This window comes from Ferruginibacter sp. SUN106, assembly GCF_050611765.1.
In the GTDB taxonomy this organism is placed as follows: Bacteria; Bacteroidota; Bacteroidia; order Chitinophagales; family Chitinophagaceae; genus Ferruginibacter.
Map to the genome: position 1 here is coordinate 136,252 of NZ_JBODJC010000003.1, position 26,974 is coordinate 163,225.

At 38.2% G+C, this 26,974-nt stretch carries 20 protein-coding genes; 14 read left to right on the plus strand and 6 right to left on the minus strand.

Annotation, left to right across the window (positions count from 1 at the left end):
- Positions 1-183: 183 nt before the first annotated feature.
- Together ACQ334_RS11950 and ACQ334_RS11955 are read right to left on the minus strand one after the other, a co-directional pair.
- Positions 184-798, minus strand: coding sequence for a response regulator (locus ACQ334_RS11950; protein ID WP_430988451.1), 615 nt, complete (start codon positions 796-798; stop codon positions 184-186).
- Entirely contained in the window at positions 798-2,741 is a 1,944-nt protein-coding gene (locus ACQ334_RS11955; RefSeq protein WP_430988452.1) for an ATP-binding protein, read from the minus strand. The genes ACQ334_RS11950 and ACQ334_RS11955 overlap by 1 nt, the downstream gene beginning before the upstream one ends.
- 160 nt (positions 2,742-2,901) lie before the next feature.
- On the opposite strand from ACQ334_RS11955, the gene ACQ334_RS11960 reads away from it, so the two are divergent.
- Genes ACQ334_RS11960 through ACQ334_RS11975 form a run of 4 tightly spaced genes read left to right on the plus strand, consistent with a single transcriptional unit; the run spans position 2,902 to position 8,718 of the window.
- Positions 2,902-3,879: a CARDB domain-containing protein gene (locus tag ACQ334_RS11960; RefSeq protein ID WP_430988453.1), complete on the plus strand. Its 978-nt coding sequence runs from the start codon at positions 2,902-2,904 to the stop codon at positions 3,877-3,879.
- Between the two features lie 42 nt (positions 3,880-3,921).
- Positions 3,922-5,289, plus strand: a complete 1,368-nt coding sequence (locus ACQ334_RS11965; protein WP_430988454.1) for a hypothetical protein — start codon at positions 3,922-3,924, stop codon at positions 5,287-5,289.
- Between the two features lie 34 nt (positions 5,290-5,323).
- Positions 5,324-7,402: a tetratricopeptide repeat protein gene (locus ACQ334_RS11970; protein WP_430988455.1), complete on the plus strand. Its 2,079-nt coding sequence runs from the start codon at positions 5,324-5,326 to the stop codon at positions 7,400-7,402.
- 14 nt (positions 7,403-7,416) lie between these two features.
- Positions 7,417-8,718, plus strand: a complete 1,302-nt coding sequence (locus ACQ334_RS11975; protein WP_430988456.1) for a hypothetical protein — start codon at positions 7,417-7,419, stop codon at positions 8,716-8,718.
- 50 nt (positions 8,719-8,768) lie between these two features.
- Here ACQ334_RS11975 and ACQ334_RS11980 read toward each other — a convergent pair whose 3' ends face one another.
- Positions 8,769-8,939 carry a hypothetical protein gene (locus ACQ334_RS11980; protein WP_430988457.1) on the minus strand — a complete coding sequence of 57 codons (171 nt, stop codon included), beginning with the start codon at positions 8,937-8,939 and terminating at the stop codon, positions 8,769-8,771.
- Between the two features lie 326 nt (positions 8,940-9,265).
- On the opposite strand from ACQ334_RS11980, the gene ACQ334_RS11985 reads away from it, so the two are divergent.
- Entirely contained in the window at positions 9,266-10,444 is a 1,179-nt protein-coding gene (locus tag ACQ334_RS11985; protein WP_430988458.1) for a Gfo/Idh/MocA family protein, read from the plus strand.
- 155 nt (positions 10,445-10,599) lie between these two features.
- On the opposite strand, the gene ACQ334_RS11990 is transcribed toward ACQ334_RS11985, so the two are convergent.
- The 3 genes from ACQ334_RS11990 to ACQ334_RS12000 all read right to left on the minus strand — a co-directional run bounded on the left by ACQ334_RS11990 (position 10,600) and on the right by ACQ334_RS12000 (position 12,604).
- A complete protein-coding gene (locus ACQ334_RS11990) occupies positions 10,600-11,472 on the minus strand; it encodes an OmpA family protein (protein WP_430988459.1) in 873 nt (290 codons plus the stop codon).
- Positions 11,473-11,654: 182 nt separating this feature from the next.
- Positions 11,655-12,167, minus strand: a complete 513-nt coding sequence (locus ACQ334_RS11995) for a hypothetical protein (RefSeq protein ID WP_430988460.1) — start codon at positions 12,165-12,167, stop codon at positions 11,655-11,657.
- An 80-nt stretch (positions 12,168-12,247) separates the two neighbouring features.
- The gene (locus ACQ334_RS12000) at positions 12,248-12,604 is read right to left on the minus strand and encodes a hypothetical protein (protein WP_430988461.1); all 357 of its coding nucleotides are present in this window, start codon (positions 12,602-12,604) and stop codon (positions 12,248-12,250) included.
- Positions 12,605-12,831: 227 nt separating this feature from the next.
- On the opposite strand from ACQ334_RS12000, the gene ACQ334_RS12005 reads away from it, so the two are divergent.
- The 9 genes from ACQ334_RS12005 to ACQ334_RS12045 all read left to right on the plus strand — a co-directional run bounded on the left by ACQ334_RS12005 (position 12,832) and on the right by ACQ334_RS12045 (position 26,937).
- Entirely contained in the window at positions 12,832-13,404 is a 573-nt protein-coding gene (locus ACQ334_RS12005; protein WP_430988462.1) for an RNA polymerase sigma-70 factor, read from the plus strand.
- A gap of 67 nt (positions 13,405-13,471) precedes the next feature.
- Entirely contained in the window at positions 13,472-14,515 is a 1,044-nt protein-coding gene (locus ACQ334_RS12010) for a FecR family protein (protein ID WP_430988463.1), read from the plus strand.
- A gap of 178 nt (positions 14,516-14,693) precedes the next feature.
- Positions 14,694-18,152, plus strand: a complete 3,459-nt coding sequence (locus ACQ334_RS12015) for a SusC/RagA family TonB-linked outer membrane protein (protein ID WP_430988464.1) — start codon at positions 14,694-14,696, stop codon at positions 18,150-18,152.
- Positions 18,153-18,165: 13 nt separating this feature from the next.
- Complete coding sequence (locus ACQ334_RS12020; protein ID WP_430988465.1) at positions 18,166-19,824, plus strand: RagB/SusD family nutrient uptake outer membrane protein; 1,659 nt, start codon at positions 18,166-18,168, stop codon at positions 19,822-19,824.
- A gap of 21 nt (positions 19,825-19,845) precedes the next feature.
- Entirely contained in the window at positions 19,846-20,352 is a 507-nt protein-coding gene (locus ACQ334_RS12025) for a hypothetical protein (protein ID WP_430988466.1), read from the plus strand.
- 179 nt (positions 20,353-20,531) lie between these two features.
- Entirely contained in the window at positions 20,532-23,003 is a 2,472-nt protein-coding gene (locus ACQ334_RS12030) for a glycoside hydrolase family 2 TIM barrel-domain containing protein (RefSeq protein ID WP_430988467.1), read from the plus strand.
- Positions 23,004-23,014: 11 nt separating this feature from the next.
- Entirely contained in the window at positions 23,015-24,208 is a 1,194-nt protein-coding gene (locus ACQ334_RS12035) for an alginate lyase family protein (RefSeq protein ID WP_430988468.1), read from the plus strand.
- A 131-nt stretch (positions 24,209-24,339) separates the two neighbouring features.
- Entirely contained in the window at positions 24,340-25,398 is a 1,059-nt protein-coding gene (locus ACQ334_RS12040) for a glycoside hydrolase family 88 protein (RefSeq protein ID WP_430988469.1), read from the plus strand.
- A gap of 21 nt (positions 25,399-25,419) precedes the next feature.
- Positions 25,420-26,937 carry a hypothetical protein gene (locus tag ACQ334_RS12045; RefSeq protein ID WP_430988470.1) on the plus strand — a complete coding sequence of 506 codons (1,518 nt, stop codon included), beginning with the start codon at positions 25,420-25,422 and terminating at the stop codon, positions 26,935-26,937.
- The last annotated feature ends 37 nt before the right edge of the window (positions 26,938-26,974 follow it).

Consider the following 26,974-nt stretch of genomic DNA (forward strand, 5'->3'; position numbering starts at 1 on the left):
TAAAGTGAAGAGGTAGACTAATTTACGGAGTCCGGATTTTGCCCGGATCTTAATATTATCGGGCACTTCCCAACTATGCAGTGCTTACTTTCGGATAATTTGTAAGTCTCATTGCTGATATTGCGGCTGAAAAACCTGCAAGAAGAAATTTCATTCAGCGATTATTGATAAAGCCCCGGACATTTAAATCAACCCCTGTTTTGTAGCTTTTCCAATAAGGATCGCAGTATTCTTGGCATCAAATTTCTCCAAAAGACTTTTGCGGTGGGTATTAATTGTAGCAACACTAATAAAAAGTTTTGTTGCCATTTCTGTATTGGTAAAACCTTCAGCGATCAGCCGTAACACTTCTTTTTCTCTACGGGTTATCATGGGCATTTCATTGCTGCTCTTCCGCAATGAAAGTGCCACCTCTATACTCAAATAATTTTTACCCGTCAATACAACAGCAATGGCTTCAAGTAATTCTTCTTTTGTTGCATTTTTTAAAATATAACCTGATGCTCCGTTATCTGTCATATTACGGATAATGGCCTGCTGGTTAAAAGTGCTCAACCCTAATATAAAAACAGAAGGATACAGTTGTTTTACTTGTTTGCATAATTCAATACCACTAATATCAGGCAGGTTAACATCCATCAAAATAATGTCTGGTAACTGCTGTTTTAAAAATGCAAGACAGGAAGCGCCATTGGTTGCATGACCCATCAATTCGATATCGTTTTCATTTTGTAATAATGAACGGATACCCTCAATTACCATATAATGGTCATCAACTACAAATATGCTTGTTTTCACTAAATATTTATTTCTATTAATACAGAAGTACCTTTTCCCGGTTCTGAATTGATGTCTATTTTACCTTTCAAAAAATCAATACGATGTTGAATATTGCTCCACCCGATCCCCGGTGATTGTTGCAACAGGGCAATGTCGAATCCCTTACCGTCATCTTCAACTGTAACCGCTAACTGTTTTTCCTGCTCCGATGCATGAACCTGCACCAGCACATTTTTTGCAGCAGCATGTTTGATGACATTATTTACCAGTTCCTGTACAACACGGTAAATAGTAACTGCCGTTGTTTGATCAATTACAGTTTTATCCATACTGATAGAGTGATAGCTCAAATGAATTACGCCGCTATAGTCAATTTCGTTGCAAAATTCTTTCAGGGCAATATCCAGCCCGTATTTTAAAAGTATTTCGGGCATCATATTATGTGCCACCCGGCGCATTTCCTTTATGGAACTGTCCAGCATATCTATGCTGCGTTCAAAAGCCTGGGTGTTATCCGGCGTCATTATTAAATTCCCTTTCATATTACTTAATGAAAATTTTATACCGCTTAGCATTCCACCCAATCCATCGTGCAGGTCTTTTGCAAGACGGGTACGTTCCTGTTCTTCGCCTTTTAGTACTGCTTCTGTGGCAGTGAGTTGTCTTTCTTTTTCCAGTTCATCAATTTTTACCTGTTGTAATTTTTGGCGGTTTCGATAATTTCGGAAGCCGAGTAAAAGGATCAGTAATAAAGCAGCAGCACCCGCAATAAGAAAATAGTTAAATATATTTTTTTGCCTGAGTTCTGCCTGTTGCAATTTTATCTGCGCTTCTTTTTTTTCTGTTTCAAATTTTACTTCTTCGTTGGCATGTTTTTGAGCCATTGATTCAGTAAAAATATCTTCTTTAATTTTTGTGGCTTCTCTTTGATATTGAGACGCTAAAGCATAGTCATGATCTGCATACAGCACATTAGAGAGACTTAGTGATATTGTTCCTCTTGCTTCTTTATAATCATTGGCCTTACTAATAGCAAGCGCCTTAAAAAGTAATTCTTTGGCTTTAGCGTGTTGATTTGTTTTTAAATAATAGACAGACAAATTTTGATAGCAAGACATAATATTAAAGCTGTCAGCTATTTTAATGGCTGTTGCCAAACCTTTTTCTGCATAATATTTTACCTGCTCTAAATTGTTTTGCCTGTCCATAATTTCTACCATCCCTTCACAATTCATAGCAACAAAACTTGGAAAGTTGTATTGATCACAGAGCGATAAACTTTCTTTATATACTTCAATTGCTTTTGTATCCTGTCCTGATGCATCATAGGCATTACCCAGATTTAGTAATGTACAAGTCAGACTTTTATAGTTCTTGTTTTTTCTATCGAGGATTTCTGTCTTTTCGCCAAATTCAATCGATTTCTTATAGTCTTTTATCATCAGGTAGTTTGCAGCCATACTGGCATTTAAAGTGGCTCTTGTTTTGGATGAAGTGTCTAACCGTTCTATAATACGTACCCCTTTTAAACTATATTCTATCCCTGTTTCATAATCCGATTTAAAATTGTAGCGTTCTCCCAACGTAATGTAAGCAATACCAATGTTTAAAGAATCCTTCGTTTCGGTGGCAATTTTAAGAATCTGCTTGCCGTACCATATAGCCGAATCGTGTTGCATAATCGTAGCATATAAGTACATCATTCTTTTATTATACTTCATACTACCGGCTGTATAGTGCAATTGTTCGCTCAATCGTCCTCCTTGTTTTGCATATTGCATTGCTTCCTGCATGTCATGATCTTCATATTCGAGGGTAAGAGCGTATAATAGTTTCACTTTATTGGTATCATCTTTTGCAACCTTCAACAGTCTTTTGAGACTATCTATCTTTCCCTGATCCTGGCTATAGCTATATTGAAAACATAAAAGAATCAGAATAATACATAGTAATTTTTTCATTCCAGATTATTTCTATTTAATAATACAAAAGAAAGTTAAACGCTGCTGCTTTAACATCATCTTTTTTAATGATTTTTCGCTGCCTTTTGCAAAAATCATCTTTTTTAATGATTGTGTTGCCTGCCCCGCTCAATTATTTTTACAGCATAAAATTTAATAAATGAAAAGATATTTTTTTTTAGCTTTTCTTGTTATAAATGCAATAGAAGCTAAAACACAGAATAAGAGTTTACCTATTAGTCCTAAACAGGTGTTGCCGGCATCGGGAGTAGTAAAGCCGTCCATTTCTAAAACAGGTCTCAATCCGGCAAAAGATTTAACAGTAATAATTGACAGTGTTGTTGACAATTCAACAAGTACCAACCCTGATGTGAAAGTTTATTTTTCAGTTGCTAATTCAGGCGTAGCTGATATAGACATAAAGAATATTAATGTTCAATGCTATTTAGACGGGGCTCCTGCAGGCGGATATGGGCTACCATCATCTTTATTCAATAATACTTCGTCAATACTCCACTCAGGGCAAAAGTGGAATGACAGGATTTATTCAACAGGGCTTTTATTTAAAGTAACCCAAGTGAATGTAACCAATCCATTACAGCCTTTATTTGTCAACCATACCTACACTTATTCTATTAAAGCAGATGCGAATAATTTGATTGCAGAAACAGATGAAGGCAATAACACTGCCAGTATATCAATTGCCGGTCGCTTTGTTCCTAAGAACAAAGATTTAGCCATATCCGGTTTAAAAGTGGAGTATAATGCTGTTAGTAAAGAATACAATGTTAGCTGTTCCATTGGCAATATCGGGGCTACCAATATTGATTTGAATACACTTAAATATTGGGATTGTGTTAACGGTGGTGGATACGTTGGTTATGTGGTGCCTATAATATTAGGAAATGTAACCCAGGCTAGTTGCGGGGCTTCAGTATGCGGCTTTTCTGTACGTCTTACTATAAATGCTCCGGGAAATATTATTAGCCCGGGACAGGTTGTTACTGCATCGGGGGTGGCTTACGGTTATCACGGGGCTTGCGGCGGCCCACTAGTATTTACTTATGTTCTTGATCCGGATAATAAAACGGGCGATCAGGATTTGAGCAATAACAGCGTTACACTCTCCATACTCTAACCGTTTTACCATTACTCAAGGTTTTATAAACACATCTATTATATGAAAAAAATATTTTCCGTTTTATTTGTTGCATTCATTTCCATTTCCACATTTGCCCAAAAACAAACCTTTGATGTATTAAATTATACTATACCTAAAGGCTGGGATAAAATAGAAATGGAGAAAGGTATACAACTGTCTGCCAAAAGCGATGGCAAAGGAAACTATGCTACTGTTATTATTTTGCAGTCGGCTGCAACCACGGCAACGGCAAACGAAAACTTTAATAACAGTTGGGAAACATTGGTAAAAGGCACGGTGACTGTTTCCGGAGAACCAACCATGCAAGCACCTGCTATCGAAAAAGGATGGAACGTCATCTCGGGGCAAGCCAACTATACAGATGGCGGCAATAAAGGATGGGTAACACTCATAACCGCTACAGGAAATAGCAAAATGGCCAATGTGGTAGTTATGACCAACACAGATAAATATCAAAACGACATATTGGGTTTTATAAAAAGCCTGGACTTAAACGAAATAGCAGCTGCAAAAAACAATACTACCAAATCGTCACCACCAATAAACACTACAACCGGTTCAGGAAGTAAAAATATTTATGCCATTACTGTTCCGCCTACATGGAGTTTAAATGCCGGGGCAAATAGTTTAACGGTAGAAAAAAATACCACTACAGGAAAAAGAATTATTGAGTTTATGAGTATGGTTAAGTCATCGGGCAGTTTAGAAAAAGATATGGAGCATATCTTCTTTGAAGTGTTTGATGGCTGGAGTTTGTATAACGCTTCTGATAACCAGTTATTCGAAAAAGGTGATCATGAAAAAGGAGTTACCAGCCAGGGGTTACCCTATTATATGTTAAGCAATAGCATAACTAAAAAAGGGGGTGATGTTGTAAAAGGCACCGTGTTGCTTATACAGGTAGGAACAAATGTAGCCATTATTAATTCAGCTGATAACATACTGGGCAGCGAGATGGAAATGAGCTTGAATTTTCTTTTATTCACTTTAAAAATAAATGGCACTGCCGAAAAAAATGTAGATTATAAAACACAACTAACAGGTACATGGGTGTCAGGCAGTGGGGTATATGGCAATAGTTTAAGTGTTGCTACCAGTTACACTGCAGAGGGAAAATACTATGTGTTAACACAATCTTCTTATACAGTGGGCTATGACTATTACAATGACCTAATTAAAAGCAAACAATTTAAAGGCGCAGGTGTATTTGCTTTTAAAGGAAATGTATTGGAAAGAAAGACTGCTTCAGGCCCGGTAACAAAATACTTTATAAGATTTTATTCAAGAAAATCTGGAAATAATGAATGGAGAAATTTAATGGGTTTATATCAGTGTGATTATGATAAGAACAGAATTGAAACGGTTGTTCCTTTTCAGAAGATTTAAAAAATGACTTACATCCAGATCAAACATTTATACAATGAGAAAAATATTCTTACTTATCACTGCAACATTTTTTACTGTATTTGCCTTTGCGCAAAAACCTTCCAAAGAACAAATGGAAGCTGATAAAAAGCGAATGGCAGAAGCTATGAAAAAATTGAATGAGAAAACATCCGGCATGAGCCCGGATGCAAAAAGAGGGTATGACAGTCTGCTCAATAGCATGGGAGTGGGGCAAAAAATGAATAATGCTATGAGCCAGGTAAACAGCAACCAGTCTGCTCCAAAGGGTAATGTTGTAAAAAATACCAAAGCCATTGCTGCCACACTTTCCAATGCAAATATGAGTGCATTCATTGGCAACACAGGTAATACAACTTTTGCTGCTGTATTGCCTGCTGCAAAAAATAAGGCCAACGATATTTATAAAGATCTTAAACAAAAAGGAGTAACGATTGATGAAATGGGCAATGCCGCTACTGCATTATGGGCAGGTGGCCGTACGCAGATCGCATTGAGCTTAATGGCGCAAGTGTGTAATGATGATGCCAGTAACACTGACAACTTAAATAATTATGCATCGATGTTAACGATGATGGGCGCACCTGAAATGGCGATCCCTATTCTTAATAACCTGAATGACAGGTTTAAAAAAAATAGTACGGTACTTAACAATCTTGGCCAGGCATGGTTTGCCTTAGGCGATGCAGATAAAGCAAAAAAATATTTAGATACCACGCTTACCATTTCAGCAACGCATGCACAAGCCAACGAAACCATGTGTATGATCGCTGAAGGCAAAGGCAATAAAACAGCAGCCACTGCCGCAGCAAAAACTGCTTTTAAACAAGGGTATAGTAATACAAGAGCAGACCTGTTGAAAAGTTTAGGCTACATCCCGGGTACTGGTGATTACAACAATTTTCCACCATCAAATAAAAGCGATGATTTACTAAATCTCGGAGGCTTTGCTATGCCATCCTTTCCAAAATCAGTAGCAGAGTGCAGAGCAATGGATCCGGTATGGAAACAATTTCGTGCAGATATTGAGCAACGTTTAAAACCATTACAGAAAGCTGCCGAACAATCCAATAAAGAAACGCTGAAGCAATTGGAACAACAACAAAAACAATTTATGGATGTCATGAATAAAACCCTGGCAAATCCCAATTCTGTAAGTCAGAGCGAAGCGATGAAAATTGTAGCAGCGCCTATGTATTCCAATAAAATGAATGCCAGGGAAAATATAGTGTTACAAAATCTGCAACAAAAAAAACAAGCTGCTGCTCAAAGTATCAAAGAGTATATGAATGGAGAAGGCGGTGCGTTAAAGAAAGAATACGACGATGCAATGGTGGTTATCAATAAAAAAATCAGCGATGTGGGAGAAGGCGGACATACCACATTGGACATGATCTGCAGGGAATCTGTAAAAGCATCGGATGCATTTTTAAAACTATACAATACTAAATTAGAAGGCCTGTATAATAATTACCTCGCTGCAGAGAAACAACTGCTCAATGAAATGTCTTACTCAGCATTGTATACCACATACCCTAAATTATTGCCCGGCATCAATGCAGGCTTGCAGGCGCAATGGTTGAAAGATCTTAGCCTGACACAGAATGGGTTCAACTTTGCCAACATAATAAAATATGATTGTGTGAATGATGCAGGAGGAAAAAGCGGTAGGTTAACACAATTCAAAGACCCTAATTGTACCATCAACAGCGAATTTGGAAGTGCAAGGCTCGGTTTTACGATGACGCTTACCTGCAGTGGATTAACTACGACCTTTAACGCAGGTGTGATCAGCGGTACTTTAAATCAAGACCTAGATCACGCCGGTTTTGGTGATTCTTTTAAAAATTGTACCGTTAGCATTGGGCCTAAAGTAACTGCCGGTGGTAAATTGGGGCCTCTACAGGCAAGTGTAAGCGCTGGCGCAGGTGCAGATATTGAAATTGACAGAACTGGTGTAACAGATGTAGTGGTGAGTGCCGGTGTAGAAGCTACCGCTGGTGTAGGCGGTGCCGGAGCAAGTGCTGGTATGGAAGGAAGAATGAGCCTTAATAGCGGCGCAGGTTCATTAAATGGTACGGGTATCTTTAAATAAATAAATCATAAACCATGAAACATCTTTTGACCTTTTCAATAATAGTGTTTGGAAGCATTACCGGGTTTTCGCAAGGAATAAAAAAAATAACTGACCCGTTAACACCATGTGGTTCACGTGCAGACGTTGACGCTATGCCCGGTATTTATACTGACCATAACAATACAAAATATGGATTTGCTTTAAAAGGCACAACCGCCGAAAAAGCGGCGATGATGAAAAATCTCATCACTGTAGAAAAATCAGAAGAAGCCAGCCGCAAAGATTTTACATTGACAGGATGTGTTGCCAGGGTAAGTTTTACCAGGTGGGGCAGCAGCAATTACGGCAAAAATGTTTATGCCTACTACGGGTACAGCATGAGCGTATACGCTTTAGTTTGCAATATTGTCCAACACGCCAGCAAAATAGTAGATGAATACAGAACGACTTTCAGGGTTGACTTCAATCCATCTATAATGCCGGGTGGCGTGCATGCAGTGGGCACGGGGGAGTTCAATATGAAAAATGGAAATCCGTTGTATCAAATTCCTGTAGAAGCGAAAGTGGGCCCCAATTTTGAAAAAGACAAAGCAAACAATCCCAGTCGTGTATCGCAATATATTTCAGAGGCAACGCTGATGGTTGCCCGCTCTGATAACTATAAAGATTTTCATGGCGACTTTTTAAAGCTCAACAATGGTAATGGCTATGTTGAGCATTGGGAAGGTGGGGCAAGGTATGATAATCACGGGCCTGATTCCTATCAATGGATAGACCGACGTTATTTCCTTGCCAGGCCGGGAGTGCATTTACTGGTTCCCGTTAGTCGTAAACAATACCTGCAGGATATGCTGGAATATTTTGAAATAGAAAAAGCCAATTTTGAATATGACAATGCAGAAAGAATTAAATCAATCGGAAATAATACGGCTGACTATGCAAAAAGAAACCTGGCCGCTTTGGAAGCAGATAAACTGGCTTACCCTAAGATATATGAAGCAAAAAAAGCAAAAGTGAATGATCTGCTTGCCAGACAAACACCAGAATGGTTACAGAAGCCGGCAGTGGTAGACCAGGATAAATTGCTAAAAGATGCAAATAAAATCCTGGATGCTTTGGGTAGGTTTTATGATCAGGAAGGAGAATATAAATGTGCGCTGTATGTTTTAAACCCGGCTTATTTTGTATCCAACAACGGCCAGTCTGCAAAACCTTTGTTTATGGAAGTACAGTTTCGATATGAGATCACTAAAGATTATGGTTACTCTTCAAGGCTGTTCAACAATTGGGAGCAGCATTTTGATATTAACGCATTGCGAAAGATGCTTGAATAACTTTAAAAAAACTTCAGGCACCTGAAGTAAAATGAAATATTTACATATACTCATAATTGCTGTATGCATTTAAATACACGACAGAAATGATACGTTGAGCCAATTACAAAGTAGGTTGAATACGCTTCTGCAAATAGTCTTATCTTTTTAAAGTTACCGGGTGAAAACCCTTTTAAACCTGCTAATTCTTTTTGCTGGTCTGCCAAAATCTGGTCAGGCATCTTAACTCCGTATTTTTGAGCCTTAATCTTATAAGAAATTATCTTCCCGGTGCTGAAATAATGTAGAAGTTGCTCCCAATTTGTGTCTTAATGGATGGGATGAACTCCATATAGTATTTGTCTGTTTTCATATTCGCCATTTTTAATTGCGTAATGGTAAAAAACTAAAGCGTTGCTTGTTAAGCAACAATGCTTGCCAATCGCTTTAGATCCATTATAAATAAGTTCGAAAATTGTTTAGGGAGGACTACAAAACTAAATATCTGCATTTGCAGGGATTTTTTTATGCCCCATTTTGCTTATATTGAACCATTAAAACTATCACCATGAACCAATCCAATTCAAATCGTCGTAAATTTTTAAAAAATGCTTCTGTATTGTCTGGAATGTATTTATTATCTGGATTTAAAAACGAGCTCAGATCAGAAACTATCCCACAAACCAATACCAAACCAATTATTACCAACAGAATAAAATTTGCGGTTATTAATATCGATCATCCTCATATTTATGGAATGACAGACGCCATAAAAAGAGGGGGTGGTGAACTGGTGGCTTTGTATGCAAAGCAACCCGATCTTGTTGCTGCATTTTTAAAATTATATCCCGAAGCAAAACTGGCAAAAAACGAAAATGAGATTTTAGAAGATCCGGCTATTCATTTAGTATTAAGTTCGGGCATTCCTGACGAAAGAGCGCCATTAGGTATTCGTGTGATGAAACATGGTAAAGATTACCTGACTGATAAACCGGGCATTATTACATTAGAACAATTAGCGGCGGTTAAAAAAGTACAGCAGGAAACAAAGCGAATTTACTCCATCATGTATAGTGAGCGTTTCGAAAATAAAGCGACCGAAAAAGCAAGTAAACTGGTTGCTGCAGGTGCTATCGGGCAGGTAATTCAAACCGTAAATTTAGCACCACACAGAATTAATAATGGTATCGGCAAAACTGGTTTGGCCGTAAGGCCCGATTGGTTTTGGGATAAAAAAAGATTTGGGGGCATTCTTACCGATATAGGCTCTCATCAATTTGATCAGTATTTACATTTTACCGGTTCTACTGAGGCAGAAGTATTAATGTCGCAGGTAGGTAATGTGCATCATCCCGATAAACCTTTATTTGAAGATTTTGGTGATGTAATGTTAAGTGGAAACGGAGGAACCGGTTATATACGGGTTGACTGGTTTACACCTGATGGTTTAGATACCTGGGGAGATGGGAGGTTAACTATTTTAGGAACGGATGGTTTTATTGAAGTAAGAAAAAATACAGATATCGCATCAGGGCTTAAAGGCGGCAATCATTTATATATGGCCAATAAAACCGAAATGGTTCACATTGATTGTAATAACGAGGTGTTACCATTTGGTCCTTTATTGGTTGACGATGTTTTAAACAGAACCGAAACTGCAATGTCACAAAAACATTGCTTCCTGGCTACTGAATTAGCTTTAAAAGCACAAAAAAAAGCGAAAGCACTTAAATTAAAAAAGCCATAATAAGTTTTAGGTAATTTATTTTATCTGTGGTAGAAAATCCCGGTAAAATAGTTATTGCGCAAATTAAAAAAGCCCGTAAATAATAGTTACGGGCTTTTTTAATTTCTCTGTTTGGCTCAGAATTTTGATATAAACAAATCAGGTTAATGGTACAGTTATTTTTGCACCGGTTCCAGCAATTTAAAGAATTGATCAAGCTGCGGTAATATTACAATTCTTGTTCTGCGGTTAGATGCTTTTCCTTCCGTAGTGGAATTATCTGTAACAGGTTTATATTCACCACGCCCTGCAGCAGCCATTTTAGAAGGATCAAGTCCATATTGTTTTTGCAATATCCTCACTACCGATGTAGCTCTTTTCACACTTAGGTCCCAGTTGTCAAGTAAAACATTATTACCACGGTAAGCTACATTGTCTGTATGACCTTCTACCATAAATTCAATATCAGGCTGATTTTTTAATACCTGGGCCACTTTACCCAAAACTGTTTTGGCATTATCTGTTACATCATAACTGCCACTCTTAAAAAGTAGTTTATCCGAAATGTCGATATACACCACACCTTTCTCTACTTTAATATTAATATCATCATCGTTCATATTGCCAACAGCACCCTTAAGGTTCATCACCAATGCCATATTCAGCGAATCTTTATGTGCCATTTGTTGCTGTAAAGTCTGAATGTAATTATCCTTAGCGCCAATATTTTCCATCGATTTTTTTATGCTTTCGGCTTGTTTGGCTGATATTACTGAAAAATCTTCCAGCTGCTTTAATGCCTGGTTATTATTGGCTTTCAGGTATTCTATCTGTGCATTCAGGTCGGTGATCCTTGTATTTAATGATGCTTTTTCGGTTTCTAAAACTTCCGTTTTTTTATTGCAATCGGTAAGGTTGCCTTCTATTGTTTTATAGCGGGTTTCCAGCAATACATAATCAGCTTTTGATGCTTTAAATTTTTTACTGCTAACGCAGGAAAATAATGCTACAGATGACAGCGCAGTCATCATTACTAATGTAAGTTTCATGAGATTTTTTTTAATTGGAAATAGAATGAGGTTTATAAAATATGTTGTGAGAATAATTTATCACCGGTAAAGGTAAAAACCAACCCTTAGCCGGCGATAATAAAACTGTTAATTTTTCTTTTTTGATAAATAAATACTAACTCCCGATAAATTCAGTGGAGTAATTATTTATGTAGCCTGTATTACACTTTTACTGCAACAGATTTAGGAATCATTTTTGAGATCACAGTTTGCCATTCCCTGGCTTTTGTTTCCATGTCTGCCATAAGATAGATGCTATCACTTTGATTGTTATAAAATAAAACATCAATGGGCTCGCTGTTATTCCGTAAATGGAATACTAACCTGATCTCCTTTAATATTTTTTCTTTGTCGGCAGCGGTATCGCCATGGGTGTAATATTCTTTATCAATTTTGCATTGTGCCAGTTCTTTTACAGGAATACAGGTGATATCATAATCATTATCCAGTTCAGCAATCATCAATACCTGTTGTATACCATCAAAGCCAATAAATTTATTTTGAATGATCTCCTGCCGGGAAAAAGAAAGGTCACGATCGGAACCGGCAGAACTAAACCTGCGGAAATTTTCATATTCCTTTTTTTTTAAAGTTTTTCTATGACGTGCAATAAAGATCCAGGGTAGTATTATAGTAAAGGCAAGTATGAGTATTGCCATAAGTATGGTTGACATAATTAAGTTTTTTTGAAATAAATAAATAACCGGCTATTGAATCAGCCGGCAGAATTGCGATAGCAATAAGGTGTCAACCATTACCAATGATAATGCTGTGGAAAGATCAGTTTGATCCTGAAAGTTTTGGCATAATTGCCTGAAGAATGTATGCGGCTGTTTTGAAAGCTGTCATTTGGAATATAAGCCCTGATATTTTTAGCCGTATTGCCCGTGAAAAAACCGGAAACTTCTTTAGATACGGAATGGTGAGCTGCAACATGTGCAGTTGCAGCAACCTGGTAATAATCATTTAATGCATCATCCGGAACAGCCTGTTCAACAGCCCTGTATTCAGTTGGTGCCTGCTGTTGTTTTATGGGTATATCAATAGCATTGCTTTGCAAACTGGCTGCAAGGCAACATAATGACAACAATAAAACAGACAAAAACCGCATTTGGCAAAAGTAATTCAGGAGCTTGTTAAATAAAGCCTATAATTATATTCTTTCATTGCTAAATTCTTTCAGTCATTATTGTAAGCACTGTAATGCTTCAAAAAATTGATGTCTTTAATTTTTATTATATCTGCTAACCAGGCAACAGGTAAAATAATTTTGGTGGAAAACCTCTTGATCAATCAATTGCAAAATTTGTACTTTTACTTCAGCGAAAGCTACCTGCTATGTATTACCAACTGCAAAAAGATGAGACCTTACTGGAAATGCTGGGCCGGTCAGATACCGGGGCATTTGATGAAATTTACCGCCGCTATTGGGTTGTAGTATTTCGTTATGCTGTGGGTAAAGTACATACCCAACAAATTGCGGAAGACCTTTGCCAGGATGTTTTTGTTTCTTTATGGCAGAGAAGAAATGCGGTTTCTATACAAAATTTAGAAGCTTACCTGGTGCAGGCCGCAAAGTTTGGTGTGTTAAATTATATCCGTGCTAAAATAAAAGATAAAAAATACCAGAATCTTGCTGTTGCGCTTCCAAACAATGATAATGAAACAGAGAACAACCTCTTTCTGCGTAATGTAATGGAGGCCTGGGAAAAAGCTGTAGCCGAACTGCCCGAAAAAACACAGGAAGTCTTTCGGCTGAGCAAAGTGGGTAATTACAGCAACAAAGAGATCGCATTACAACTTCATTTAACTGAAAAAGCTGTGGAATATCATATTACCAAATCATTCAAATTTCTCCGCATACAGCTTAAAGATTTTTTGTTTTTGTTACTCCTGTTTTTAGCCAGCTAAAAAAATATTTACCAGTCTTTAGGGTTACAGGCCTTTTGCGTTACTGCTTGTATATACCTATTGCTATATGAGTAAAACAGCGTTGTACAACCTGCTTGGCAGATACCTTAACAATACCTGCACCACCGAAGAAAGGCAGATGATTGATAACCTGCTGGAATTATCTGAGGATAATAATATTTTTGCATCCTACACCGAAAGCGACCTGAATGCTATACACAGCAGGATCTGGGAAAAGATACAGGAAAAAACTTTACTTACAGAACAACCCTCAATACAACCTGCACGCCCGTTCTATAAAATGGCTATTGTTAAATGGGCAGTGGCAGCTTCGGTAATTGGAGCGATTGTTTTTTTTGCTGTCCGGTTCAATAGTAATAATGGTTTATCCGATCGTAATAACCTTACCGCTGCTATGCCTCAATCGGGCATGATCAATAAAACCAACAATACAGGTAAAGCCATTAGTATATTATTGGAGGATAGTACATCGGTAGTAATTGAACCCGGTACCGCCTTAAACTATCCCGAACATTTTTCTGCCGATAAACGAGAAGTGTATTTAGAAGGTAAAGCTTTTTTTGAAGTATCTAAAAATGCAAAACGCCCCTTTTATATTTATCACAATAATTTAATCACTCACGTAATTGGTACCAGTTTCACCATCAATACCAAAAAGGCCAATAAAGAAGTAGAAGTAGCAGTGCTTACAGGCAGGGTAGAAGTATCGGAAAACCAGGCGTTGCTGAAAAATCAAAAAAATAAATCCGAGAACGGCGTTGTGTTAACCCCTAATCAAAAAGTTATTTATTCGGTTAATACAAGAATGTTTGTGGCTTCGCTTGTAGAAAAGCCAATGCCGCTGATGAATAAAAAACCGGAAAATTTCAATTTCGAAAATGAAGAAATGGCGAAAGTATTAACAGCAATTTCTAAAGAATATGCTATTGATATTATTGCTGAAAATGAAAATATCAATAAGTGCACTTTTACAGGAAACATTATTCGCCAGGACCTGTATTCAAAATTGGATTTTATATGTAAAGCCATCAACGCTTCTTACGAAATAAAAGGCACTACCATTTTAATAAAAGGTGCCGGCTGCGAATAGAAAAATATTTTAAACTGATTGTAAAACCAAATACTGCTGTATGATAAGATAAAAAATCAACTCTTTTTCTTACAAAAAAAGCCGTCAATGTTCGAGCATTGACAGCTTTCAAATCCTTAAAAAGGATTTATTGTAAGGTCCGCCACTATTAATTAACGAACTCAAACTTTGCTAAAGTATGAAAAAAAAACAAGCTGCTGCTTTAATTCTTAAGCTGATGAAATTAACGTTTGCCCAGATTGTACTTACTGCCATTTTCGCCTTTTCTTTATACGCTAAAGATGTAAAAGGCCAGGATTATTTAAACAAGCCCGTTTCTATAACTGCCAGGCAGGTGGAAATCAAAAAGATCATTGCCGAACTGGAAAGCCAGGCCAATGTAAAATTTGTGTACAGCCCTAAAGCTATACAGGCCAGCAGAAAAATTTCCTGTACAATCAGCTCCAAAAAATTAGGTGAATTTTTAGAAGAGATTTTTAAATCGCTTGACATTGGCTACAAAGCCGCCGATGACCAGATCATTTTATTTAAAGTATCCCGTGAAAAAGGATTGGTGGTTACTACCGGTTTGGATAATCCATCTCCAGGTAATCTGAATGTATCTGATATCATTGTTTCGGGAACCGTAAGAGATGATAAAGGTGCGCCGATTGTGGGTGTTACGGTTACTGAAAAAGGAACTGGTAACCGGACTGTTACCAATGCAAAGGGCGACTTCAGGATAGTATTAAAAAATGAAAAACCGGTTTTGGTATTTAGTTCAGTAGGTTATGAAACTAATGAAATAGCAGTTAATGCCAATAACAATACTGTGGATGTTGTGCTTAAATTAGCCAACAAAGGTTTGGACGAAGTAGTGGTAGTGGGTTATGGCAGCCAGAAAAAAGTAAACCTTAGTGGTGCAGTAGCACAGGTGGGCGGCAAAGATTTAGTAAACCGTCCGGTGCCAAATGTAACCGGCGCATTGCAAGGTGTTTTACCCGGTGTAACTGTATTAAGAGGTAGTGGTAAACCCGGTGCAGAAGGTTATGGTATCCGTGTTCGTGGTTTTACTTCTTCCAACTCTGCTAATGCATTGGTACTGGTGGATGGAATTGAACAGGATATTAATTTACTGGATCCGAATGACGTGGAATCTATCACTGTATTAAAAGATGCTTCTGCTTCTGCTATCTATGGCGCAAGAGCTGCCGCCGGTGTTATATTGGTGACTACCAAACAAGGAGCCCCGGGAAAAACAAGAGTGAATTTCAATACGTATTACGGAATAAATATTACCGCAAGGCAACCACAACGCCTTGACTCATGGGATGAACAAACATTGATTGACGAAGCCCGTTTTAATGCCACCGGTGCAAGAGAATTTAGTGCTGAACAGATTGAATGGTTGCAAAATCCAAATTTTTCTTATCGTCCTAACCCCACATCCGACCGCTGGGAATATTATGGCAACAATAACTGGATAAAAGAAGGGATGGATAAAATTAATCACCAGCAAAATCATTCGTTGTCAATTGGCGGAGGAGATCAGAAAGTGAATTATCTCGTATCTGGAAGTTTTTACCAGAGAGATGGTATATTACGGTTTGGGCCAGACGATAATAAAAGGTATAATTTTAAACTGAACCTGAATGCAGAACTGAATAAATATGTAAGCCTGAAAGTAACGGCTGGCTATATCGGATCATTCACAAGAGAAAATTCTTATGGTACCGATCAGATCATTAACAGGCTGTACCGCAGCCGTACCAGGCAATCATTGTATGTACCTGCAGAAGATGTAACAGGCAACAAATACAATGGCGACCTGCAGGTAAATGCCGTGGATATTGAAAAAAATGCCGGGTTAGAAACAAGGGATTATGAAACCTTTACCAGCAAATTGAATTTTCAGGTGAAGAATGTAATAAAAGGGCTTACACTTGATGTGATAGGCTGGAGAAACCAGAATGCTTATAACATGGAGAACAATAGTAAAACATTATACTGGTACGGCCGCAGCACTAACACAGTTCGTTTTAGTATTAATACACCTAACACCATGTCGTTGGTAAAAAATAAAGCCTACCAGAATAACCTGCAGGGATTTTTAACGTACAACTATAAAATAAAAGATCATGCCTTTACGCTATTACAAGGTGGGTCGTATGAAGAATACAGGAAAGATGAAGTAACCGCAACTGGGCAGAGTATGATCAGCAATGATTTTTTTAGTTTGAATTTTGCAGATCCGCTTACTAAAACAAGTAAAGACCTGGTGCAAACATGGGCATTGGCTTCAGCATTCGGCCGTTTGAATTATAGTTTTAAAGGAAGATATTTATTAGAGGCTTCTTACAGGTATGATGGCAGCTCAAGACTGGCACCATCAAACCGCTGGCAGTTATTCCCTTCTTTTTCTGCTGCATGGAGAATCAGTGAAGAAAATTTTATGAAGGACCTGTCTTTTATAAACAATTTAAAACTACGTCTTTCATGGGGGCAGCTGGGTAATAGTGCAGCCATAGGTTTGTATGATTACATTCCGTTACTCACCAGTGGTTTAACTACCAATAATAATTTAGTGTTTAACGGAACCCGTACTCAATATTTTTACCAGAGTGTGCTTTCATCTCCGGACATTACCTGGGAAACCGTACAGCAATCAAATATCGGTATCGACCTGGGTGTTTTAAGAAACAGGTTGACCATAACAGCAGATTACTATGTAAAACGTAATAAGGATATGCTGGCAACTTTAAATGTACCCAACATTATTGGTGTAGCTACCGGCTTTACTAACGTAGGTGAATTAAAAAGCTGGGGTAGTGAATTAGATATTAAATGGAGAGATAAGATAAGAAAATTTGATTACCATGTTGGTTTCAATATTTCTGATAACCAGAATAAACTGGTGCATTACGATGGTAAAAATTCTATCGGGGCAGGCGGTGTAATAGCATTGATGGAAGGATATGCAATCAATACAGTTTGGGGATATAAAACAGATGGTTTTTTTCAAACTGATGCAGAAGCCGCAGCCTATAAAACAAAAGTTAACTATCCGTTCTTTGCTAACCCCAAAGCAGGCGACATGAAATACCTTGACCTTAATGGTGATGGTGTAATTAATTCAGGGGATGGTACGCCACAAAATCCCGGTGACCTGGTTTATCTCGGTACAACCAATGCAAGATATACCTACGGTTTTGACCTGGGTTTGTCATGGAAGGGATTTGATTTTTCTGTTTTCTTACAAGGTGCTATGCAAAGAAAATTCCTGATCAGTGAAGAAACATTGTCACCAATGCTGGGTACTGCAGATATGCCATGGACCATTCATATGGACAGGTGGACACCCGATAATCCCAATGCATTTTTTCCAAGGATGTATCAAACCAGTGCACACAATTACAAGCCTTCCGATCGTTGGGCACAGAATGGTAATTACCTGCGCCTGAAAAATATACAGATCGGTTACACATTACCTGTTAAAAAGAAATATGCAAGAGAAATTAAATTGTATGTATCTGGCCAGGACTTGTGGGAAACGACAAAAGTGTTAAGTGTATTCGATCCTGAAGTGGGTAACAATGTAAGCGCCACCGCTTATCCGTTTTACCGCAGTGTTGCCTTTGGCCTTAATATTTCACTTTAATCAATTTAGTAAAATGAAAAAGTTACAACAACTATCACTATATATACTTGCCATTGGTCTATTGATCAGTGGATGTAAAAAAATAGAACGTTTGCCCGAAACAGAATTTACTGATGCTAACTTCTGGAATACGGAAACAGATCTGATGAATGCCGCTAACCGCCTGTACCAGCAATTGCCCGGCGACTGGATCGATAACAGGGCAGATGATGCATTGAACACAACACCCAATGCAGTAAGCACCGGCAACAGGTCGGTACCCAACCAGAGTGGTGATTGGAATGATCGCTATGCAGAAATTTTTACTGCTAATAATATTTTGGAAAAAGGTGTAAAAGCACAGGTTACTGATGCTATTAAAAACCGCTATTTCGCAGAAGCCCGTTTTTTCAGGGCCTACTCTTATTTTAAATTATTAAAAATTTATGGCGATGTGCCATTGTTGTTAAAAACACTGCAGATCACTTCACCTGAACTAACGATGCCCCGTACACCAAGAGCAGATGTAGTGAAAGCGATTTACGATGATCTTGATTTTGCTGCACTATGGTTACCTAAAAGAGCAGACCTTGCAGCAGCACAATGGGGCAGGGTAACTAAAAGTACAGCATGGGCTTTAAAAGCAAGAGTGGGATTATACGAAGGTACAAGAGGGAAATTTCATGGTAACCTTACTGACTGGCAAAGTCATTTGAATATTGCCGTTACCGCAGCCACTAACGTAATGGGCGAAGGGCATACTTTATTTCCTAACTATGGCGGCTTATTTATACAGGCCGGCGAAGGGCAGGCTAACACGGAAAATATTTTTGTAAAAATTTACGGCGTAAGTAATGCAAATCTTTTGGTGGGCCATAATCAATCCAGGAATTTAGAGAATGGCCAGTTGGCTCCAACACGTAACCTGGTTCGTGAATATTTATACAGCGATGGGCTTCCTGCATTTAATGTAGATGGCACCACAGCATCCGCTACACGTTCGCCTTTATTTGTTCCTGAGAACAATGAAACCAGTTACAACACTATTTTAGATAACAGGGATCCACGTGTTGGGTTCACTTATTTCAGGGCAAGTGAAGTGGCTTACCAGGGGCCATGGATTCCTAAAACTTCATTAGGTATCAGAACAGCTATCGCACCTAAAAAAATGTTCAACACTATTGATCAAACTATCACCAACGCCGCAACAGTAGACAGAATACTGATTCGCTACGCTGAAGTATTATTAACTTATGCGGAGGCAAAATTTGAATTGAATGGTACTATCAGTGATGCAGATCTTAATCTTACTGTTAATGCATTAAGAGCAAGAGTTGGCTTTGCTCCAAAACTGACCAATGCATTTGTTACGGCAAATAACCTGAGCATGAGAGAAGAGATCAGGAGAGAAAGAACTGTGGAATTAGCATTGGAAGGATTCCGCTATGATGACATCATCAGGTGGAAGACTGCCGAAACTATTTTACCACAAACATTATTGGGCGCAAAGTTTATTGCGGCAGAATGGGTAGGTACCAATCAATCGAGTTTAAACCTGAACAGCGATAATGTATTAATAGTAGAACCTGCAAGTACCAGAACTTTCAGGATCAACAGGGATTACCTGTATCCCATTCCCATTAATGAAATATCATTGAGTGGCGGTAACGTAGTGCAAAATCCAAACTGGTAATAACATTTAAATATTAACAACATGAAATCATTACTATATATTTTTATTGCAGCAGGCATCATTACATTTACTGCTTGCGAAAAAAAAGATGTTGCCGCTGGTTTACCCGAGCTGGAACATCATTACTATGCGATATTCGTTCCTAATAATAACACTGGTGTTACTGTTACCAGGAACCAGGCCACATTGCTGAAATTTCCGGTACAGTTTTATTCTACTTTCACCCGCAGTTATGATGCAGTAGCAAAGTATGCGGTTACTACAGCAGGCATTACCACACCAGCAGTACGGGGCACTGATTATAATATTGTAGATAAAAACGGAGCAGTGATACAATCGGCAGATACCACGTATTCAATTATATTTCCACAAGCCAAACAGGCCATGGATACTATCTACATCAAATTATTGAACAACACAGCCCCGGGTGTTAGAAAATTTGAAGTGCAGATGCTGGATAATATCACCGGCCAGTTTGATGTAGATATATTTTCAACTGCTTTCAGAAGGCCGGTGCAGATCAACTAAAATTATTGCATAATTAAATTGTCTGAAGATGTAGGAAACTACGTGGTAGTTTTTGTTGCCACGAATAGCACGGATTTTCACTAATGGGTTTTATTCGTGTTAATTAGTGTTATTCGTGGCAACTTTTATTCACGAAGTGAATAAAAAAAACATCCTGATCGGTCTTATAAATTAGCAGCATGAAGAAAATATTTATACAGGCAATTATTTTTTGCATTTTGTTGCTGGTACAAGCAGGTACACTGGCTCAAAAAACAATCCGGCTCATTAATAATTGGGATTACCTGCGGCAGGATGTTGGAAGTATTTATGAAGTTATTCGTCCTGCTGAAAAAGGCGCTCCTGAAACGCTTCCTTTGTGGCAACAGGTTAGTTTACCACATTGTGTAAATGCAACCGATGCCGTTGATCCCGATATAAATTATTACCAGGGCGCCGCATGGTATCGTACGCAATTGGACATACAAAATCCTTATGCCAATGGCAGAACCTTATTGCATTTTGAAGGTGCAGGACAAAAAACGAAAGTATATGTTTACGATCAGTTGGTAGCAGAACATGTTGGAGGTTACGATGAATGGACAGTGGATATTACTGATGCAGTGATGGCTTTTAAAAAAACAGCAGTATTTCAAAAACAATTCAACAACAAAATTCCTATTGCTATACGTACAGATAATTCACGTGATGTTGAAATGATCCCCTCCAATCTTTCTGACTTTAATTTGTATGGAGGGATTTACCGGTATCTTAATCTGGTGTATACACCTGCTGTGTCTGTTGAAAAATTATTTGCCCTGGCAACAGTAGATAAAGAAGGAAAAAATGCAAAGCTACACGTTACTGCAAAATTGTATAACCCTGCCACATTAAATGATGCCGTGATCAAAGTAAATTTAATTGATCCATCAGGAAAAATAATTCAGCATGCAGAAAAAAAACTCAACGACTTACAGGGTACAATCGACATCTGCAACTTCGAAATAAAGTCACCGCAATTATGGTCGGTTGAAAAACCAACACTATATAAAGTAGCACTTACTATAACCACAACAGAAGGAACCTTTACACAAACAGAAAATACCGGCTTCAGGAATTTTGAATTTTTAAAGCAAGGGCCATTCATGTTAAATGGAAAACGATTGTTGTTGCAAGGCACTCACCGTCACGAAGACCATGCAGGTGTTGGTGCGGCAATGACGGAAGAAATGATGCGTAGCGAAATGCTGCAAATGAAAGACATGGGCGTAAATTTTATTCGCCTTGGTCATTACCAGCAATCAAGGATCATACTAAACCTCTGTGATAGTCTTGGTATTTTAGTTTGGGAAGAAATTCCCTGGTGCCGTGGAGGATTAGGCGGAGACGGATATAAAGCACAGGCAAAAAGAATGCTCACCAATGTGATCGGACAGCATTACAATCATCCTGCAATAATTGTATGGGGATTAGGAAATGAAAATGACTGGCCCGGTGATTTTCCGGAGTTTGATAAAGAAAAGATCAGGGCATTCATGACCACACTTAATCAGCTGGCGCATCAATTGGACAGCTCAAGAAAAACTGCTATCCGCCGTTGCGATTTTTGTAAAGATATTGTAGATGTGTATTCGCCTTCTATATGGGCAGGTTGGTATCGGGGCATTTATACCGATTACAAAGATGTTTCAAAAACAGAATTTGATAAAGTAGATCGTTTTCTGCACGTGGAGTGGGGCGGTGACAGTCACGCCGGCCGTCATTCAGAAAACCCGGATAATGCATTGCTAAATATTAAAGGAGGGCAGTCTGCAGATGAACGTGCCGGAGATGCGTCATTGATCGGCGGGGCAGCAAGAGTTTCTAAAGATGGAGACTGGAGTGAATCCTATATCTGCAATTTAATGGACTGGCATTTGAAAGAACAGGAAACAATGCCATGGTTAACCGGCACAGCACAATGGGCATTCAAAGATTTTTCCACGCCGATCCGTCCCGATAACCCTGTTCCTTACATGAATCAGAAAGGTGTTGTAACAAGAGACGGCAAGCCTAAAGAAGCTTTTTATGTTTTTCAATCGTACTGGTCTGCTAAACCAATGGCGCATATTTACGGGCATACCTGGCCGGTACGTTGGGGTAATGAAAGCGAAGCCAAAATGATAAAAGTATATTCCAATTGTGATGAAGCAGAATTATTTGTAAATGGAAAAAGTGTGGGTGTAAAAAAACGCAACAGCCAGGATTTTCCTGCTGCAGGATTGCGTTGGCAGGTGGTATTGAATAAAGGGATGAATCATGTAAAGGTGATGGCCAAAAAAGAGAAGATAATTGTTGAAGATGCTATCGATTTTCAATATCAAACAGAAAAATGGGATAAGCCTGCAAAACTGGTATTTGAGAAATTGAGTGAAGCAAATGGAATTGTTGTTTTACAGGTAAAATTATTCGATAATAAAAACATACAATGTCTTGATGCTGCCAATTGGGTTCGCTTTGGTTTAGTTGGTGATGGCAAACTGATCGATAATATGGGTACACCGGATGGTTCAAGGTATGTGCAAATGTATAATGGCAGAGCCATCATTAAAGTGCAAACGGCTGGAGGAAAAAATGTAGTAAGTGTACAATCAACAGGATTACCAACAGCATTTATTAATTGTAACGAGTAAATAAGAACTAATTGAAATTAAGATATATCATAAAATTTTTATTCCTCATTATTTGTATTGGATGTTATAGTAGCGGACAAGCACAAAAAATAAATGTCGCTCTTAATGTACGGCAGGAGGTAATAAAAATCTCAAAACAGCAAATACTAAAAGATGCCGCATGGGCATTAACGCAAACGCCTGTAACTGTTACTGCAAACAATGCAATAAGAAGCATGGGAGGTAAACATGATTTTTATTCAGAAGGTGATTACTGGTGGCCTGATCCTGCAAACGCCGACAGTCCTTACATACAAAAGGATGGCATGACCAACCCGGATAATTTTACAGCACACCGAATAGCAATGATACGTTTTAGTAAGATCGTTGGAGTATTGGCAGCAGCTTATAAAATTACCGGCAATGAAAAATATGCATGTCATGCCATTACACATTGCAAAGCATGGTTTACTGATACCGCAACTTTGATGAATCCCTCGCTTTTATATGCACAAGCAATAAAAGGCCGTGCCACAGGCCGGGGCATTGGTATTATTGATGCCATACAATTGATAGAAGTGGCGCAGGGTTTGCAGATACTGCAGCATTCAAAATGTATTGACAACAAAACAGCACAAGGTTTTCAAAACTGGTTTACACAATACCTGCAATGGGTTACTACACATCAATATGGTAAAGATGAAATGGCCGCAGTAAATAATCATGGCACCTGCTGGGTAATGCAGGTTGCAGTATTTGCAAAATTTACGGGCAATGATTCTTTAATAAATTTTTGCAAAGAACGATTTAAAAATAAATTATTGCCGCAACAATTAGCTGATGACGGAAGTTTTCCTTTAGAATTAAAACGAACCAAACCTTATGGGTATTCTATTTTTAATTTAGATGCCATGGCTACTATTTGCCAGGTGCTGTCAACACCGCATGATGACCTGTGGACATACAAAACTGCAAGCGGTAAATCAATTGAGAATGCAGTTAACTTTTTATATCCTTTTATAAAAGATAAAAACAGCTGGCCTTACAAGAAGGATGTGATGTATTGGGATAACTGGCCTGTAGCACAACCATTTTTAGTTTTTGCAGCACAACGTTTTTCTGATAACAATTGGTTGCAAACCTGGAAATCATTAGATCATGCGCCAACTGAAAATGAAGTGATCAGGAATCTCCCGGTGAGAAATCCAATCATCTGGCTTAAATAAAAACAAATTAAAATACCATGGTAATAAGATCAATAGTAACATTTCTATTTATAATAACAACTGTAATTACCACTGCGCAAAAAATTAATGTTTCAAAAATAATTGAGTCAGCAGAACAGCAAACAACAGTAATGTTGCAAAATATTCTGTTAGCTAAAGATGAAAAAGCAGAGTTGATCTCACCACGTACTATAGAAAATGGCAAACTGAAATTAGTTCCATCTAAAGATTGGACAAGTGGTTTTTTTGCAGGCCAGCTTTGGTACCTGTATGAATTTACAAGAGATAAAAAATGGAAAGCAAAAGCCGATAGTTTTACACTGTTGCTGGAGAAAGAACAATTTAATGCCAGCACACATGACATGGGTTTTAAAATGTACAATAGTTATGGCATTGGCTACCGCCTTACAAAAAATGCACATTACAAAGCAGTCATCATCCAATCTGCTAAAACACTAGCTACAAGGTTTAATAAAAAAACAGGTACTATACGTTCATGGGATCATCATGCGGATGTATGGGATTTTCCGGTTATTATTGATAACATGATGAACCTGGAATTATTATTTGCTGCTACCCGTTTAACAGGCGATTCACTTTACTATAATATTGCAGTCAGCCATGCTAACGCCACTTTAAAAAATCATTTCAGAAAAGATTATAGTTCTTACCATGTAGTTGATTACGATACTATAACCGGCAACGTAAAAAAGAAAATGACACACCAGGGGTTTGCAGATGAATCAGCATGGGCGAGGGGACAAGGATGGGCTTTGTATGGCTTTACCATGTGTTACCGGGAGACGAAGGATAAAAAATATTTACATCAGGCAGATAGTATTGCTGCTTTTATTTTGCATCATCCCAATTTACCTGCCGATGGTGTGCCTTACTGGGATTTTAACGATACCGCTATTCCAGCTGTACCAAGGGATGCATCGGCAGCTGCTGTTATCGCATCAGGTTTATATCAGTTAAGTAAGTTTAGCAAACAAAGTAAAGAATATAAAATTGCTGCGGATAAAATATTGACATCACTTACCAATAATTACCGTTCTGCTATCGGCGAAAATTTTGGTTTTATTTTATTGCACAGCACGGGCAATAAACCGGCAAAGAGTGAAATTGATGTGCCAATTAATTACGCTGATTACTATTATTTAGAAGCATTATTGCGATCAAAAAAATAAAATAATTTTAAACAGAAGAATATGCTGCCTATTCATAGGAAAAGAATTTTATTGTTTGTTGTATTATCCTTTTGCATTACAACTTTGTTTGCACAACAAAACTGGCAATCAGCTTTAGTTAAATTACAGGCTGATGGAAAGCTGCAATATATAGCCGATGCACAGGGCAATATCATCCCTGATTTCAGCAGGGTAGGATATTACAGGGGAGATGCTGCAATACCGCATATTGCTGTAGTAAAAACAATTGTTCCTTCAGGTAATAGCGATGGTGCTATAATTCAGGCCGCTATTGATGCATTAGCTAATACAAAACCTGGTAAAGATGGATTCAGAGGTGCCATATTGTTAACCAAAGGTGTTTATAAAATACAAGGCACTATCAAAATAAGTGCATCGGGTATTATTTTACGGGGAGAAGGCGATGCAACGAAACTTATTGCAACAGGCAATGAAAAACATAGTCTTATTGAAGTGTCTGGAACCGGCAGCGTTAAAGAATTACCGGGTACAAGAAAAAAGATCCTTGATGCTTACGTTCCTGTTGGAACAAAATCGTTTACAGTAAACACTGTGGATGGATTGCAGGCAGGCGATAATATTATTGTACTAAGGCCTGGTACTGAAAAATGGATCACAGATCTTAAAATGGATAAAATAGAGCCGAAGTCAGACACTAAACAATGGATAGCTGCAGACTATGATCTAAAGTTTGAAAGAATCATCACAAAGATATCGGGCAACACTATTACCATCGATAACCCGATTGTAATGGCAATGGAGACACAATATGGTGGTGGCGAAATATTCAAATACAATTTTGACGGCAGGATTTCAAAATGCGGAATAGAAAATCTATATATGGAATCTGAATTTGAAACTGACACTGCAGAAAATCATGGCTGGGATGCAATCAGTTTTAACAGGATAGAAAACGGATGGATCACTAATGTTACTTCAAAATATTTTGGTTATTCCTGTGTAAACCTGGGCTATCAAAGTAAATGGATCACGGTTGATTCCTGCAAATGCCTCGACGCAAAATCGCAGATAATTGGTGGACGGCGTTATTCTTTTAATAACGACGGCCAAATGAATTTATTTATGAATTGTTTTGCCAGCGAAGGACGGCACGATTATGTGACCGGAGCAAAAGTAGCAGGGCCAAATGTTTTTTATAAGTGCACCGCACAAAATACACATGCTGATATTGGTCCGCATCATCGCTGGGCAATGGGTACATTGTATGATAATATTATTACGGATGGGGAAATAAATGCGCAAGACAGGGGCAACTGGGGCACAGGCCATGGATGGTCCGGCGTTACGCAGGTTTTCTGGAATTGCACTGCCGCAAAAGCTGCTATACAAGATCCATGGGTATCAGGAAAAAATTATGTTATCGGCTTACAGGCAATACCATACGAAGGCAGATTTAAAGGAAGGCCAATGACTGAGTGGGAAGGAAAAAATAAAACAGGATTGCAGCCGGGTTCTTTATTTATAGCGCAATTGAACGAACGCTTACAAAAAAAATAAGAATAGCTGAAAAAACATAACCGCTTTTCACAAAGAG

Bases quoted from the DNA above. Each gene is read 5' to 3' on its own strand.
- ACQ334_RS12030 (WP_430988467.1), top strand. From the start codon at position 20,532: ATGAAGAAAATATTTATACAGGCAATTATTTTTTGCATTTTGTTGCTG.
- ACQ334_RS11995 (WP_430988460.1), bottom strand. From the start codon at position 12,167: ATGTCAACCATACTTATGGCAATACTCATACTTGCCTTTACTATAATA.
- ACQ334_RS12025 (WP_430988466.1), top strand. From the start codon at position 19,846: ATGAAATCATTACTATATATTTTTATTGCAGCAGGCATCATTACATTT.
- ACQ334_RS11965 (WP_430988454.1), top strand. From the start codon at position 3,922: ATGAAAAAAATATTTTCCGTTTTATTTGTTGCATTCATTTCCATTTCC.
- ACQ334_RS12045 (WP_430988470.1), top strand. From the start codon at position 25,420: ATGCTGCCTATTCATAGGAAAAGAATTTTATTGTTTGTTGTATTATCC.
- ACQ334_RS11970 (WP_430988455.1), top strand. From the start codon at position 5,324: ATGAGAAAAATATTCTTACTTATCACTGCAACATTTTTTACTGTATTT.
- ACQ334_RS12040 (WP_430988469.1), top strand. From the start codon at position 24,340: ATGTTGCAAAATATTCTGTTAGCTAAAGATGAAAAAGCAGAGTTGATC.
- ACQ334_RS11960 (WP_430988453.1), top strand. From the start codon at position 2,902: ATGAAAAGATATTTTTTTTTAGCTTTTCTTGTTATAAATGCAATAGAA.
- ACQ334_RS12005 (WP_430988462.1), top strand. From the start codon at position 12,832: ATGTATTACCAACTGCAAAAAGATGAGACCTTACTGGAAATGCTGGGC.
- ACQ334_RS12000 (WP_430988461.1), bottom strand. From the start codon at position 12,604: ATGCGGTTTTTGTCTGTTTTATTGTTGTCATTATGTTGCCTTGCAGCC.
- ACQ334_RS11975 (WP_430988456.1), top strand. From the start codon at position 7,417: ATGAAACATCTTTTGACCTTTTCAATAATAGTGTTTGGAAGCATTACC.
- ACQ334_RS12015 (WP_430988464.1), top strand. From the start codon at position 14,694: ATGAAAAAAAAACAAGCTGCTGCTTTAATTCTTAAGCTGATGAAATTA.
- ACQ334_RS11980 (WP_430988457.1), bottom strand. From the start codon at position 8,939: ATGCCTGACCAGATTTTGGCAGACCAGCAAAAAGAATTAGCAGGTTTA.
- ACQ334_RS12010 (WP_430988463.1), top strand. From the start codon at position 13,472: ATGAGTAAAACAGCGTTGTACAACCTGCTTGGCAGATACCTTAACAAT.
- ACQ334_RS11985 (WP_430988458.1), top strand. From the start codon at position 9,266: ATGAACCAATCCAATTCAAATCGTCGTAAATTTTTAAAAAATGCTTCT.
- ACQ334_RS12020 (WP_430988465.1), top strand. From the start codon at position 18,166: ATGAAAAAGTTACAACAACTATCACTATATATACTTGCCATTGGTCTA.
- ACQ334_RS11990 (WP_430988459.1), bottom strand. From the start codon at position 11,472: ATGAAACTTACATTAGTAATGATGACTGCGCTGTCATCTGTAGCATTA.
- ACQ334_RS11955 (WP_430988452.1), bottom strand. From the start codon at position 2,741: ATGAAAAAATTACTATGTATTATTCTGATTCTTTTATGTTTTCAATAT.